At 33.8% G+C, this 14,980-nt stretch carries 10 protein-coding genes and 1 pseudogene; 5 read left to right on the top strand and 6 right to left on the bottom strand.

The window, feature by feature from the left end; translation table 11 throughout:
* Positions 1-5: 5 nt before the first annotated feature.
* The 6 genes from DFQ10_RS07820 to DFQ10_RS07795 all read right to left on the bottom strand — a co-directional run bounded on the left by DFQ10_RS07820 (position 6) and on the right by DFQ10_RS07795 (position 5,269).
* Positions 6-425, bottom strand: a complete 420-nt coding sequence (locus tag DFQ10_RS07820) for a hypothetical protein (protein WP_115816842.1) — start codon at positions 423-425, stop codon at positions 6-8.
* A gap of 295 nt (positions 426-720) precedes the next feature.
* Positions 721-978: a DUF6952 family protein gene (locus DFQ10_RS07815; RefSeq protein ID WP_092443256.1), complete on the bottom strand. Its 258-nt coding sequence runs from the start codon at positions 976-978 to the stop codon at positions 721-723.
* A gap of 78 nt (positions 979-1,056) precedes the next feature.
* The gene (locus DFQ10_RS07810; RefSeq protein ID WP_115816841.1) at positions 1,057-1,365 is read right to left on the bottom strand and encodes a thioredoxin family protein; all 309 of its coding nucleotides are present in this window, start codon (positions 1,363-1,365) and stop codon (positions 1,057-1,059) included.
* Positions 1,366-1,469: 104 nt separating this feature from the next.
* Positions 1,470-2,108, bottom strand: a complete 639-nt coding sequence (locus DFQ10_RS07805) for a peroxiredoxin (protein WP_115816840.1) — start codon at positions 2,106-2,108, stop codon at positions 1,470-1,472.
* A 143-nt stretch (positions 2,109-2,251) separates the two neighbouring features.
* On the bottom strand, positions 2,252-3,922 hold the full coding sequence (locus DFQ10_RS07800) for a Na+/H+ antiporter NhaC family protein (protein ID WP_115816839.1): 1,671 nt from the start codon (positions 3,920-3,922) through the stop codon (positions 2,252-2,254).
* A 147-nt stretch (positions 3,923-4,069) separates the two neighbouring features.
* Entirely contained in the window at positions 4,070-5,269 is a 1,200-nt protein-coding gene (locus DFQ10_RS07795) for an aminotransferase class I/II-fold pyridoxal phosphate-dependent enzyme (RefSeq protein ID WP_115816838.1), read from the bottom strand.
* A gap of 168 nt (positions 5,270-5,437) precedes the next feature.
* Between DFQ10_RS07795 and DFQ10_RS07790 the strand changes: the two genes are divergently transcribed.
* From DFQ10_RS07790 to DFQ10_RS07770, 5 genes and pseudogenes are all read left to right on the top strand, one after another.
* Positions 5,438-5,899 carry an Lrp/AsnC family transcriptional regulator gene (locus tag DFQ10_RS07790; protein ID WP_115816933.1) on the top strand — a complete coding sequence of 154 codons (462 nt, stop codon included), beginning with the start codon at positions 5,438-5,440 and terminating at the stop codon, positions 5,897-5,899.
* A 26-nt stretch (positions 5,900-5,925) separates the two neighbouring features.
* Positions 5,926-6,696: a helix-turn-helix domain-containing protein gene (locus tag DFQ10_RS07785; RefSeq protein ID WP_115816837.1), complete on the top strand. Its 771-nt coding sequence runs from the start codon at positions 5,926-5,928 to the stop codon at positions 6,694-6,696.
* Between the two features lie 270 nt (positions 6,697-6,966).
* Entirely contained in the window at positions 6,967-8,574 is a 1,608-nt protein-coding gene (locus tag DFQ10_RS07780; protein ID WP_115816836.1) for a S41 family peptidase, read from the top strand.
* A gap of 73 nt (positions 8,575-8,647) precedes the next feature.
* Positions 8,648-8,749, top strand: a pseudogene (locus DFQ10_RS18780) (LuxR family transcriptional regulator); the annotation flags it as partial.
* A gap of 356 nt (positions 8,750-9,105) precedes the next feature.
* Positions 9,106-14,980: BspA family leucine-rich repeat surface protein (locus DFQ10_RS07770; protein ID WP_115816834.1), on the top strand; the 5,875-nt coding region annotated here is incomplete at its 3' end.

Below are 14,980 nucleotides of genomic sequence, written 5' to 3'. Positions count from 1 at the left end.
CACCGTTATTTTTTAAATAATTCTTCAATCAATGAGTGGTTTCCATTCACAAAATGCTCCAAGTATTTCAAGGATTTTTCTAAACTAAAACCCCAAATATCGTCAACAACCATTTTTTCTTTTTCTCCTAATAATCCAAATAAAATTTTTACTTTTTTTGGTCTATTATACCACAGAGAGAATTCAAGATTTTCGTTCTTATCATAATTAGCAGTTAAACAGAAACTTTTTCCGTTTTGAATGCAGTTAAAATCAAGAGAAGGACTGTAATGAATATTTTCTGGGTTCAATGAATCTGAAAATTTCAGCTTTTCAATCCAAGGATAATTTTTAGCTATTTCTATAACTTCATTTCCCGATATTGGACTATTTCTATATTCAATATTTTCTTTTTCAGGATGGCAAATAGAATATTTATATGTCATTTATTTTCGATTCGGTTTAATGGTGTACAACTCGTTTTACAGTAACTTTTATTACTCATATCCCGAAAATAGAGCAAGATATAGTAGCTTTTTATATTCTAGCAACGAAGTTAAGTGTATTTCGTTAAAAATCTATATGAAAAGTTACGTACTGGTTTTCTCAGATAAAAGCCAAGTTGCAATCCTCTAATGTATATAGGTTATAGCTAACTCATAGGAATTGAAACGGTATTAAAAGCAAAAACCACCTTGCTTTTGCAACGTGGTTTTAAAAAGGGGTAATTCTCTTTTTCAATTATTTATCAATAGACCCTAACACACGTTTCATAAATCCGTTAACGGCTTCTTTTTTAGGTGTGCCTTCTTTTATCATTTTATTCACTTCAATAGCACCATACATATTAGAGATTAGTTCTCCAATAACGTCTAATTCTTCATCTTTAAGAGATGGTACTTCGGTTAAGGCTTCAAGTGTTTCTATAGTTTCAATGATGTAATCTTCGTCATTGTCTTCTATAAACTGCGTTAAGTGTTTTATTACAGGTAGTTTCATTGCTAATGATTTTTTGTCTTTTTTGAGTGTAGTGGAAGGGTTTAAGGTTTCGACTGTGCTCAACCAGATATTTATGGGTTATGCCACGTCGTCAACAAGTTCTTTTAATACATCGAACTTATTTGTTTGTACTTGGCTTTTAAATTCACCATTCTTAAAGGTTGCAAAGGTTGGTAAATTATCAACGGTTGCTAATTTTCTACTTTCAGGAAATTTTTCAGCATCAGCAATCACAAAAGTAGCTCCTTCGTGTTCTGTAGAAAGTTTCTTAAACTTAGGTTTCATGATTCTACAATTGCCACACCATGTCGCTGAATATTGTACGATCACTGTATCGTTACTATTGATGATCTCTTGCAGATTATCTTGTTCTAATTCTTGTATCATAGTTTTTGTTTTATACGTCATTGCGAACAACGTGAAGCAATCTCTATCTTAATATACAGATTGCCACACTTTGCTCGCAATGACATAAATTTTAAACTTTTAGATTAATGAGTTGCTAAATAAGCAGCAGTCCCTTTAGCGTTAGCTTGCATGGCATCTTTACCTTCTTCCCAGTTTGCAGGACAAACTTCACCTTTTTCTTGTACATGAGTTAACGCATCAATAATTCTCAAGTATTCGTTAACGTTTCTACCTAAAGGCATGTTGTTAACACTTTCGTGTTGGATGGTTCCTTCTTCGTCAATGATGTATGTTGCTCTGTAGGTTACATTATCACCTTCCACCGTTACTAAACCAGTTTCTTCATCAAATTGCTCATTGAAAATATCTAAGATCCCTAAAGCTGAAGCAAGGTTACGGTTAGAATCTGCTAAAATTGGATATGTTACGCCTTCAATGCCACCATTATCTTTAGAAGTGCTTAACCATGCAAAGTGTACTTCGGCAGTATCACAAGACGCACCAATTACAATCGTGTTTCTTTTTTCGAATTCACCTAAAGCCGCTTGAAAAGCATGTAATTCTGTTGGACATACAAAAGTGAAATCTTTTGGGTACCAGAATAATACTACTTTTTTGTTATTGTTTTTCGCTTCTTCTAGAACGTTCACTTTAAAAGTGTCGCCCATATCGTTCATTGCGTTTACGTTTAAATCTGGAAATTGTCTTCCTACTAATGCCATGTTTATTATAGTTTTAAAATTGATTATTAATTTTCGACCACAAAGATACTTAGCATTACTTAATTTATACGTTAAGCAAATTTTAATTTTTTATAAAGCGATAGATTTTGACTATGACTATTTTTATTTTCAATAAATAAAAACTATTTAGCTTTTAGCATCTTAATTTTAAGATTTAAAGCAGCAAATAATAAGGTGGTAAATGGGCTCAGCCAGTTAAAAATTGCATACATAAAGTATTCACCAACACCCACACCTAAAACACCACTTTGGTAAGCACCACAGGTGTTCCAAGGAATAAGTACGGAGGTTACAGTACCAGCATCTTCGAGCGTACGACTTAAATTTTCTGGTGCTAAGCCTTTATCTTCATAGGCTTGTTTGAACATTTTTCCGGGAATCACAATCGCCAAATATTGATCTGATGCAATAACATTTAAACCTAAACAACTCACTACTGTACTGGCAAACAATCCGAACACCGAAGACGCTATAGAAAGTAATGCTGTTGTAATGCGCGATAAGGCTCCAATAGCATCCATAATGCCACCAAAAACCATAGCACACATAATTAAATAGATGGTCCAAAGCATGCCTTGCATTCCGCCAGAGCTAAACAGTTTTTTTAACCTTTTAATGGTAATCAATTTATCTAAGTTATCTGCTTTGCTTTCAATGATGGCAGGCTCATTATATTCCGTAGCGAAGAAATTCTTTAGGTTTTCAACGGTATAAATTCCTTTTAAATCATTGTCATTAAATAGGTTTTCTAATCTGTTTTTATCATTATTAATTCTTTCTATATCTGATTCAGATAAAGCAGCCATATATTCATCATCTGAAATAGTGATATTTGTATCGGTTAAAACTGAATTGACAATAGTATTAAATGACGAATCTGAAATAGAGCTAATTAATTTGGGTTGAAAAACAAAAGCGAATATTATAGCTAATAGCACTCCTGAAACAAGTGCAACCAATGGTTTCGTTTTGAATAATATTAGAGCAACTACGGCAACAGGCACCATAAATAGCCATGGTGAGATATTGAAATAGTGATCGATTGTTCCTAAAATAAATTCCGTATCTGAACTTCCGGTTGGATCAATATTTGCGCTAATAATTCCAAATACAATTAATGTTATAATAATTGTAGGCACAGTGGTAATGGCCATGTATTTAATATGTGTAAACAAATCGGTGCCAGCCATAGCAGGTGCTAAATTGGTGGTATCACTTAAAGGCGACATTTTATCTCCAAAATAAGCACCAGAAATTACAGCTCCAGCAATCATCCCTGGATTTATACCCAAAGCGGTACCAATACCCACTAATGCAATACCAACGGTTGCAGAGGTGGTCCAAGAACTCCCTGTGGCAATAGAAATTACAGCAGCAATGACAACGGAAGCTGGTAAGAATATTTCGGGACTTAAAACTTGTAAACCGTAATAGACCATCGCAGGAATCACTCCACTCACTAACCATGTGCCAGCTAAGGCTCCGACTAAAAATAGAATCATAATAGGTACAAAAACACTTCTGAGGTTTTCCCAAACCTCTTTGAGCATGATTTTGATATTCACTTTATTAAAAAAGCCAACGATAGCCGCAATGCCACCACCTAATAATAAAATAATTTGATTGGTATAGCCTCCAAACCACTCTTGATCTTCAACAAAAAAGATGTTGTAAGCTAACATTGCCATTAAAATAACAACAGGTATAAGTGCTTCAAAAAAACTAAGTTCTTTATTGTCTATAATTACTTGATCTTCTATTTTAATCTCACTTAGGTCGTCGTTTTCTTGCATTTTAGTCCGTTTAGTTCTGTAATGTTACGATTTTGTTAAGCCATTTGCAAATAGAATACGAATCAGAGAATATGACATAAAAAAAACGGTTAGACGCTTGTAGTAACATAAGCATCTAACCGTTAAATATATAGGTGTCATTATGGCTTAAAGAATATCTAATTCTTTCATGCAAGTTTTCATCATGTCGTACGTACGTTCAATGTCTGCATCTAAACCAATAGAAAAACGAATTAAACCATCGCTTAAGCCCATTTCTTCTTGTTCCTCTTCAGGAATTTCAGAAGAAGTAGAACTACCTGGTGCGCTAAATAAGGTTTTGTAAAAGCCTAAACTTACTGCTAAATAACCTAAGTTACGTTCTTGCATTAGTTCCATTAAAGCATTGGCTTTATCTAACGAGCCTACATCAACAGTCATCATACCTCCAAAACCGTATTTTTCATTCATCATAGATTTAAATAAGGTATGTGATGGGTGAGAAGCTAAACCTGGATATACCGTTTTTAATCCGTCGTTTTCAAATTTTTCTGCTAAATAAGTAGCATTATAACTGTGTTGCATCATTCTAATGTGCAATGTTCTTAAATTCTTTAATACAGAAGCCGAACGCATACTGTCCATTGTAGAACCTAATAACATGGCAGCTCCACTGTTTACGTTTCTTAAGTCGTCTATTAATTCTTGAGTCCCACAAACCACACCTCCAACAGTATCTGAAGAGCCATTGATGAATTTGGTTAAACTATGAATAACAACATCTGCACCTAAGTTTATTGGTGAAATTGATAATGGAGAAAATGTATTATCTACCACTAATTTAATGTTGTGCTTCTTTGCTAATTTGGCTAAACTTTTAATGTCAGCAACTTCTAATAATGGGTTACTCACCGTTTCACAAAACAGTACTTTTGTTTTTGGAGTAATGGCAGCTTCTACAGCCTCTAGTTTAGTGATATCAACAAAAGAGGTGTTAATACCTAAACGTGGAGTAAAGTTTTTTAAGAAGGCATACGTGCCTCCATAAATGGTTCTGCTACTTACTACATGTTCGCCAGCATCACAAAGTTGTAATAAAACAGGTGTAATAGCTCCCATACCTGAAGCGGTAACCGTTGCTGTTTCTGTACCTTCCATAGCGGCTAACGCTTCACCTAAATATAAGTTAGATGGAGAGGAATGACGCGAGTATAAATAACAACCGTCTGCATTACCTTCAAAAGTATCGAACATGGTTTTTGCTGATAAGAAGGTATAGGTAGATGAATCTGAAATGGATGGATTAACACCACCGAATTCACCAAAGTATTGTAAGTCTTGTATATTATTTGCAGGTTTAAAAGCCATAATAAAAATTGATTTTTTAAGATTAGTTATTTCAAATCTCGACATTTTTAGATGATTAATCAATAGTTGAGCATATATATAGAATAATAATCTATGATTGTTGATTTTGCTAGTTTTATTATAGTTAAATTTGAATATTGTACAATTATTTCAGAAAAAATAACAATTATGATTTTTGATGCCATAGATAGTAAACTACTTCACTTGCTACAAACGGATAGTAAGCAAACCAACAAAGCGTTGTCCCTTCAATTAAATTTATCGGTGACTGCGGTTTATGAACGTATTAGAAAACTAGAGAAAACGGGTATTGTAAAACAATATGTTGCACTAGTAGATAAGACGAAGGTGAAAAAGGATTTTGTGGCGTTTTGCCATATTAAACTGGTGCAGCATACGCAAGATTATGTGGTAAAGTTTGAGCGCGAAGTTATACAACTCAATGAGGTGTTAGAATGCTATCATCTAAGTGGTGACTATGATTATTTGGTTAAAGTTTTAGTGAAAGACATGAAGGCTTTTAGGGAGTTTATGGTTGAAAAACTAACTAAAATAGACCATATTGGTAGTACACACAGTATGTTTATGATTAATGAAGTGAAGCATACTACGGCCATCTCATTTCAATAATTGATATTTTTTTTTAATTTTATGATATGAAGTATACTGAAATTAAAGATTTATACAAATTTATATTTCAATCTTACGACAAACCGTTTTTAAGAGAGCACATACAGAAATTTATGGAGCTAGATGAGTATCTGCCCTATAGTTCAACATTTTTTTGTGTGACCAATACTCAAGAATTAACGTTTGAATTTGTAAGTAAAAATTATACCACCTGTTTAGGGCTTGATCCTAATGAGTTGAAGGTGCATGGTATGCGGTATTTTTGGCGTAGAATTCACCCAGATGATATTGATGCTTGGTTAGGAGCGCTTAATAATTTAATGGAGTTTACACTGAGTGAGATTCCAGAAGACAAAAGAAAAGATGCTAATTACACATGGAATTTTCGAATAAAAAATGGAGATGATGTGTATGTGAATATTATTCAGAATACCACTCCGTTGGTTTTTGATTCGGAAAACAAACCCATAATAGGTTTAGCACATTACACCGTTTTAGATCCAAATATTAAAATGGATATTACAGCCTCTGCAAAACTGCTCAATTCTAAAAATGAATACGAAACCATCTATTTTAATAACTTTTCTCAAAAATTATTACATGATGGTATTAGTAATAGAGAGCGCGATGTCATTAGGTTACTTTTGTTAAACCGAACCAGTAAAGAAATTTCAGAAAAACTAGAAATAAGCTCTCATACCGTGGATACGCATAGACGAAATATCTTAAAAAAGTTTAAGATTTCTTCAACGGGAGAGCTCGTTGGGATGTTAAAATTGAATCAACATTGGCTGTAAAAAGCCTCAGTACTCAAATTGAGTATTGTAAGATGATCTAATAATATGCATTTTTGAAGTGCTATTAGGCATCTTAGGGTAAAATATGTCCATTCTTATAGATTATGTAATAATTTAAAAGTTTGGACTATTTTTTTTGTTTTAAATAATTGTAAAAATTATCTTCAAAAATTATTGAGGCAACCATTCTTAATATTTTTACGTCTATACTATATATAGGTCATTATTTAAAAATCAATCAATTCTTTCAATTATAAAAATTAAGCTAATATGAGTCATAAACTACTATCTATTTTTTGTGTTATACTTTTAATAACATCTTGTGCCAGTGTAGAAAAGCATAACGAACAAATTACAAAACTGCATGCAGTAGAAGATTTACATGAAGATATAGATAAGGTTTACGAGCAATTACAACGAAACCATCCACATTTATATCAATTTACATCCAAGGACGTTTTAGATTTTAAGTTCGATAGTTTAAAAACAGCCATAAATGAGCCTATGGATAGTCGTACATTTTATAAGCAATTGGCAAAAGTTACCAAGTACGTTGGTCAAGGTCATATGTCGTTGTCTCCGCCAAGCATAAAGTTTAATAGAAAAGAAAGAAAAGCGTTAAGAGGAGCAAAATTTGATATTAATAATTTAGATTTTGAATATTTAGAGGGTAAATTATTTATAGCAAATGCAAGAGGAAAAGATTCTGTTTTAATTAATGCTGAAGTTTTAAAGGTAGAAGATGAAGACACCCAAGATTTAATTAAAAAATACAAAGGCTTGATAGCTTCAGATGGTTATAATACGACGTTTCATCAAAGGCTAGCAGGTAATCGTTTTATGGGTTATTATGCACTTGATAAAGGCCGTTTTGATAGTATAAGTTTAACCTTTAGAAATGCAGATTCAACTTTTGTAAAACAATACAAGCGCATCTTAAAAAAGGATTTACCTGATTTGAAAAAAGATTCATTACAGTCAGACTCCACTAAATTAAAAGATAAGAAAAACATAAAACTGACAAAAGCAGAACGAAAGGCTAAAAAGCTAGAGCGTAAAGCCAAAAACAAACACAATGAAAAATATGGTTTTATATCTGATAAAAATGAATACACTAGGAATCTTGATTTTGTAGGCAAAGACAGTTCGGTAGCTTTATTAAAAATTAGAGGGTTTTCTAGATATGATTATGAAGATTTTTATGATGACAGTTTTAAGATTATTGATTCGCTTAAATCTGAAGCATTGATTATAGATTTACGAAATAATTTTGGAGGACGATTAAATGAAATTGCCTATTTGTATAGTTATCTCACCGATAAAAATTTCAATATGATAAATCCTAGTGAGGTGAATACGAGGTTTCCAATGATAAAAAGTTTTATGAGCAACACAACACCAACTGGTGTTAAGATTTTAGGTAGTTTGGTTGTGCCAGTATTTGCAACTTTAGATGTTTTAAAATCAACTAAGAAAGACGGTCAATTATATTATAGATTTAAATCGTCTAAGGAGCAAGAACCTAAGCTTTTGAATTTTAAAGGTAAAATTTATGTGCTCATTAACGGAAACTCATTTTCGGCATCGTCTGTATTATCTACGCAATTAAAAGGGAACCAACGTGCTACTTTTGTTGGTGAAGAAACAGGTGGAGCTTATAACGGTACCGTTGCAGGCTATTACAAAACTTACGAAATGCCAAACACAAAGGTGCGTGCGAGAATAGGACTAGCACATCTTGATGCACCATTTAAAGTAACACCAGATGGTTATGGTGTAACACCAGATATAGAAATTATACCAACGTATAAGGATCGATTAAATAATATTGACCCAGAATTGGAGTGGGTTTTAGAAGATTTAGAGCAAAATAAGTAAATATGGGACGAAGTACTTCAATAATTTTCCCTAAAAATTATTATCAAATAGTTCTTACCATAGAGAGCGAGATGTTACACGACATTTGGTTTTGAATCACTTAAGTAAAACTATTGCCATTACACTAGGGGTTTGTCCAAATACTGTTGATACACACAGAAGAAATATATTATAAATTTGAAAATTTCGTCTAAAGGAGCACTAGTTAGAATGTTGAAGACGAATCAATATTGGTTGTAAATGAGATAAATACTCAAATTGAGTATTGTATTTTAATTTGTTTAGCATCAACTTTGTGTTGCTATTAATTAATTCTTAGGATATTAAGAAAAAGTGTTTGCTTAAGAATTGTCATTGATTCTGGTGGACACTTTTTTTTACGCAATATACACAGAAGCTTAATGTGTTAGAACTTCGTTTTATACAGTTTACCGAAAAACAGGTATAATAATCTTCTTTTTTTAATAGAGATGTTGCGTATATATATGATTATTAATAGTTTGTTATGCTATTAATTAACACCTCTCTATTTTGAAACCGTATTCCGTTCTCTCAATTCTCACTTTATATTTATTATTTACCTTAACGCTAAATGCTCAAATAGCTTTTGTAGAAGATACTACTGTGCCATTTACAGATGTAAGATATGTTGAATCTGAATTCGCAGATGTAGATAATGATGGCGACCAAGATGTATTAATTACAGGTACAAATAATGCAGGTATTAGAGTGGCAGAATTGTATATAAATGATGGATTTGGAAATTTTTCTTTAGTAACAGGAACACCATTTCTTGGCGTTACTCAAGCTTCTGTTAATTTTGCTGATGTGGATAATGACAATGATTTAGATGTTTTAATTGTTGGATTTAGTGTTCTAAACTCGCCTAGAGCAAGTCTTTATATTAATGATGGATTAGGTAATTTCACATTAGCCGTAGGAACTCCTTTTGTAGGTACATCTAGAGGTGCAGCTGATTTTGCTGATATTGATAGTGATGGTGATTTAGACGTAATAGTTACTGGTTATATTTTAGCAAATAACCCAATAAATGCGCCACGACTTTATGTTAATGATGGATTAGGCAATTTTAGTTTAGTAACAGGCACCAATTTTGCTATAGTCGATTATGGTGATTGCAAATTTAAAGATGTCGATGGAGATAATGATGAAGATTTAATAATAATAGGCTCGGTTACATCGACTTCGAGAATTGCATATATCTATTCCAATGATGGTTTAGGAAATTTTAGTTTAGTTTTATCTACAGCACAATTGGCTGGTGTTCAATATGGTGCAGTTGACTTTGCAGATGTAGATGGAGATTCGGATTATGATGTGGTTGTAACGGGAAATACAGGAGGTGACTTAACCTCTAATGTTTACTTAAATGATGGATTAGGTGCATATACATTATCTCCTTCAAGTATTAATATTACAGGTATAGATAGAGGTGGCGTCGCTTTTGGTGATGTCAATAACGATGGAAATCCGGATATAATGATTAATGGTCGTGCAATAGGTGGAAATATTGCAAAATTATACAGAGCCGACTGTTATGGTAATTATACTGAGGTTATAGGAATGCCATTTCAAGGTTTAGAATATGGAGATATTGATTTTGCAGATGTAGATGGAGACGGAGACTTAGACGTATTAATTTCAGGTACTGATTCCATAAATGCACCTGTTACAAAATTATATCTTAACGAGTCTATACCTGAAACCAATAATCCAGATGCCTTCATCACCACATGGGAAACCACTGCACCTAACGAGTCCATTACTATACCAACTACAGGAGCAGGCTATAATTACGATGTAGATTGGGGAGATGGGAATATAACCACCGGAGAAACTGGTGATGCTATACATAGTTATGTAACGGCAGGCACTTATGAAGTGACTATCTCAGGCACATTTCCAAGAATCTATTTTGGAGGGAGCACTGCTGTTAACAGAGCAAAAATTAAAGCTATTGATCAATGGGGATGTAATCCATGGATCACTATGAATAGTGCTTTTTCTGGGTGTACAGATTTAGTTGTAAATGCAACCGATACACCAAACCTTATAAATGTTACCTCATTAGAATCAATGTTTTCAGGAGCAACGTCTTTAGGTGGTGGAACAGGAAATTGGGATTGGAATACTGGTAATATAACTACAATGAGTTCCATGTTTAATGGTGCCACTCTTTTTAATCAAGATATTAGTAGTTGGGATGTTTCTAATGTAACATTAATGAGTCATATGTTTTATGAAGCATCTTCTTTTAATCAAGATATTGGAAGCTGGAATGTGTCTAACGTAACTACTATGACAGGTTTGTTTTACAGAGCTACTGTTTTTAACCAAGATATTGGGAGTTGGAATGTGGGTAATGTTACCCAAATGGGATCTGTGTTTAGGGAAGCATTTGCGTTTAACCAAGACATTGGTTCATGGGATACTTCTAGTGTTTTTCATTCTGTTGGGATGTTTATGAATGCCACTTCTTTTAACCAAAATATTAACGGTTGGGATGTGTCTAATATCCTAAACTTCAGTAATATGTTTGAAAGCGCCATTGCATTTAATCAGGACCTTAGTAATTGGTATCCAGCTAGCGCAATTCGATTTACTCGGATGTTTGCAAATACTACTTTTAACCAAGATATTGGTAATTGGGATACCAGTAGTGTGCAGTTTTTATCTGGTATGTTTTTTAATGCAACTTCGTTCGATCAAGATTTAGGTAATTGGGATGTGTCTAATGTTACTACTGCAGCTAGCATGTTTTCGGGTGTAACCCTTTCAATTGCAAATTATGATAGTTTATTGATAGGTTGGGATGCTCAAAATTTAAATTCTAATGTTGGTTTTAGTGGAGGAAATAGCCTGTATTGTGCGGGTGAAGCTGCACGAGCCAATATGATAGCTACGGATTTTTGGAATATTAGTGATGGAGGTTCAGCAACACCAACTATCGATGTTTTATCAGCCCAAAATGTTTCAGGAAATTTTACATTTCCTATTATTACAGGTACCAATCTTTCGGGCGGTGAAGCCTACTATACAGGTAGTAATGGAACTGGAACAATGTACACTGCAGGTGATGTTATTAACTATGCTGACTTTGCGTCGTATCCCATTACACTTTATATTTACGATAGTCCTTATTCAGGTTGTGAAGCTGAAGAAAATTTTGACTTAACTATAACTGACGGCTGTGAGTTTATTACCACTTGGGAAACAATAGTAGTAAATCAAACCATAACCATTCCAACAGCTACAACAGGAGAAATATACAATTACAATGTAGATTGGGGAGATGGAAATACTACAGTTGGTGCAACAGCCGCAGTTTCACATGTGTATGCAACTGTAGGAACTCATCAAATAACTATTACTGGCCTTTTTCCTCGTATTAGGTATAGTGGTGTTAATAGCCCAACAGCTATTGTTTCTATCGATCAATGGGGATGTAATCCATGGACAAGTATGTCGTATGCTTTTGCTGGTTGTTCTAGTTTAGTAATAAATGCCACGGATACTCCAAATTTGTCAAATCTTACTGATACTAGCCATATGTTTAGTGGAGCAACTAGTTTAGGTGGCGGAACTGGTAACTGGAACTGGGATACTAGTAATTTAATAGACATGCAGGTTATGTTTGGGTATACTACTAACTTTAATAAAGACATAAGTAGTTGGGATACGAGTAATGTGCAAATAATGAATCATGTATTTACTTTTTCTGGATTCAATAATACTTTAAATACTTGGGACACTAGCAGTGTAACTGCAATGTCTTCTATGTTTTCTTATACGCCAAATTTTAATCAGCCACTAAATAATTGGGATACATCAAGTGTAATTACTATGGTTTCGATGTTCAGTGACGCCACATCATTTAATCAAGATATTGGAAGTTGGAATACTAGTAGTGTTACATCTTTAAGCTCAATGTTTAATGATGCCACTGTGTTTAACCAAGATTTGGGTAATTGGGATACTAGTAGTGTAACTGATCTAGGTAGCATGTTTCGTAATGCTGTTAGTTTTAACCAGAATATAGGTAGCTGGGATGTAGAAAATGTTACTTATGCTGTTAATATGTTTAACGGCGTACCGATGTCTATTGCAAATTATGATAGCTTATTAATAGGTTGGAATGCTCAAAATTTAAACCCCAATGTTAATTTTAGTGGTAACCTACTTAAATATTGTGCTGGAGAATCTGCCAGAGCTAATATGATGGCTGTCCATACATGGGGGATTAATGATGCTGGTCAAGCAGGTGCTACTGTGATAGATTTACCAGACACAACTGCTACATCATTATATGTTTTACCTGTCATCACAGGAACAAATCTTTCTGGAACACAAGCATATTATACGGGTTCTGGTGGTACAGGAACAATGTATAATACGGGTGATATAATACAGTTTTCAGATTTTCCTTCCTATCCAATAACATTATATATTTATGATGGTCTGCCGGCTAGTTGTACATCGGAAGAAAGTTTTCAATTAACCATAGATAGTGGCTGTGAGTTTATTACCACTTGGGAAACACCTGCAGCAAATCAAATTATTACCATTCCCACAGACAATATAAATGGCGAAATTTATAATTATAATATCGATTGGGGAGATGGAAATACCACCGTTGGTGCAACGGGAGATGCTAGTCATACTTATCTAGCCGCTGGTACTTACCAAATTACAATAACAGGTCTTTTTCCACGTATCTATTTTCATGGGACAAATTTGAGTAATCAATATAATATCAAATCTATTGATCAATGGGGCTGTAACGCATGGGAAACTATGGGCTACGCTTTTTCAGGATGTCGATTTTTAGTGGTTAATGCAACAGATGTTCCAAACTTATCTAATGTTACTGATACATCTTACATGTTTTATCAAGCTAAGGATTTGGGTGATGGCACAGGTAATTGGAACTGGGATACAAGCACAATTACTGATATGAGCTTAATGTTTTCAGGTGCTAATACATTTAATAAAGATATAGGAGGTTGGGACACTAGTAATGTAATGGATATGCATAATATGTTTCAGCAAGCTTGGAATTTTAATCAAAATATTAATGGTTGGAATACCGCTATGGTTACTGATATGGGAGCCATGTTTTCAGAAGCAAGTGACTTTAATCAACCTTTAAACAATTGGGATACTTCCAGTGTCACTAATTTTGGTAGTATGTTCGATAGAGCGTTAGTCTTTAATCAAGATATTGGAAATTGGAATACAAGTCAAGCAAATAATTTCTCTAATATGTTTGGTGGTGCTATAGTCTTTAATCAAGATATTGGAGCATGGAACACCAGTAATGCTACCCATATGACTGATATGTTTTACAGTGCTGTTGAATTTGATCAAGATTTAGGGAATTGGAATGTTGAGAACGTACTTTACGCTAATGGTATGTTTAATTTAGCTACATTATCTATTACAAATTATGATAGTTTACTAATTGGTTGGAATGCTCAAAATTTACAGCCAGATGTTTGGTTTCATGGAGGTTTTAGTCAATATTGTGCGGGTGAAGTATCAAGAACAAACATGATTACCAGTGATAATTGGTATATACAAGATGGCGGTTTTGCAGGACCAACAGTTGATGATTTAGTAGATCAAAACGTGTCTGGTAGTTTTACATTTCCAGCTATTACAGGAACAAGTCTTTCAGGAAATGAGGCATACTATACTGGGCCAAATGGAACCGGCACAATGTACAATGCAGGAGATGTTATTAACTATATAGATTTTGCTACGTATCCTATTACACTTTATATATATGATAGTGTTAATGATGGTTGTGAATCCCAAGAAGATTTCGAATTAACCATTACAATTCCACCTCCATGTACCTCTTTAGATACCCCTTTAAACGGTTCGGTTGATGTATTAATAGGAACAAATTTAACGTGGAATCTGGTTTCAGAAGCTACAGGTTACCTACTAACTGTTGGGACAACCTCTGGAGGAACAGAAATCCTAAACGGAGTAGATGTTGGTAATGTATTGACTTATGATTTACCTGCAGATTTACCAGAGCATACTATAATTTATGTATCAATAATTCCATACAATGCCGATGGTGATGCCACAGGTTGTACAGAAGAAAGTTTTACAACAGAAGACCTATTGTTTCCTCCCAATTGTACGAGTTTAAGTTCGCCAATTACAGGCTCGGTCAATATCCCAGTGGATACTGATTTAACATGGGCAGCAGTTACAGAAGCTACAGGTTACATCTTAACGGTTGGTACAAGTTCAGGAGGAACTGATATCCTAAACGCTGTAGATGTCGGCAATGTATTGACTTATGATTTACCTGCAGATTTACCAGAGCATACTACAATTTATGTATCAATAATTCCATATAATACAGATG

Origin of the sequence: Winogradskyella eximia, from assembly GCF_003386165.1 — a bacterium.
Classification (GTDB): domain Bacteria; phylum Bacteroidota; class Bacteroidia; order Flavobacteriales; family Flavobacteriaceae; genus Winogradskyella; species Winogradskyella eximia.
The sequence above is the reverse complement of the archived record's forward strand: the minus strand, read 5'-3'. Positions and strand labels throughout refer to the sequence as shown.

Excerpts from the sequence above, each read along its gene's own strand:
- DFQ10_RS07800 (WP_115816839.1), bottom strand. The coding sequence starts at position 3,922 with ATGCAAGAAAACGACGACCTAAGTGAGATTAAAATAGAAGATCAAGTA.
- DFQ10_RS07820 (WP_115816842.1), bottom strand. The coding sequence starts at position 425 with ATGACATATAAATATTCTATTTGCCATCCTGAAAAAGAAAATATTGAA.
- DFQ10_RS07780 (WP_115816836.1), top strand. The coding sequence starts at position 6,967 with ATGAGTCATAAACTACTATCTATTTTTTGTGTTATACTTTTAATAACA.
- DFQ10_RS07810 (WP_115816841.1), bottom strand. The coding sequence starts at position 1,365 with ATGATACAAGAATTAGAACAAGATAATCTGCAAGAGATCATCAATAGT.
- DFQ10_RS07785 (WP_115816837.1), top strand. The coding sequence starts at position 5,926 with ATGAAGTATACTGAAATTAAAGATTTATACAAATTTATATTTCAATCT.
- DFQ10_RS07790 (WP_115816933.1), top strand. The coding sequence starts at position 5,438 with ATGATTTTTGATGCCATAGATAGTAAACTACTTCACTTGCTACAAACG.
- DFQ10_RS07815 (WP_092443256.1), bottom strand. The coding sequence starts at position 978 with ATGAAACTACCTGTAATAAAACACTTAACGCAGTTTATAGAAGACAAT.
- DFQ10_RS07805 (WP_115816840.1), bottom strand. The coding sequence starts at position 2,108 with ATGGCATTAGTAGGAAGACAATTTCCAGATTTAAACGTAAACGCAATG.
- DFQ10_RS07795 (WP_115816838.1), bottom strand. The coding sequence starts at position 5,269 with ATGGCTTTTAAACCTGCAAATAATATACAAGACTTACAATACTTTGGT.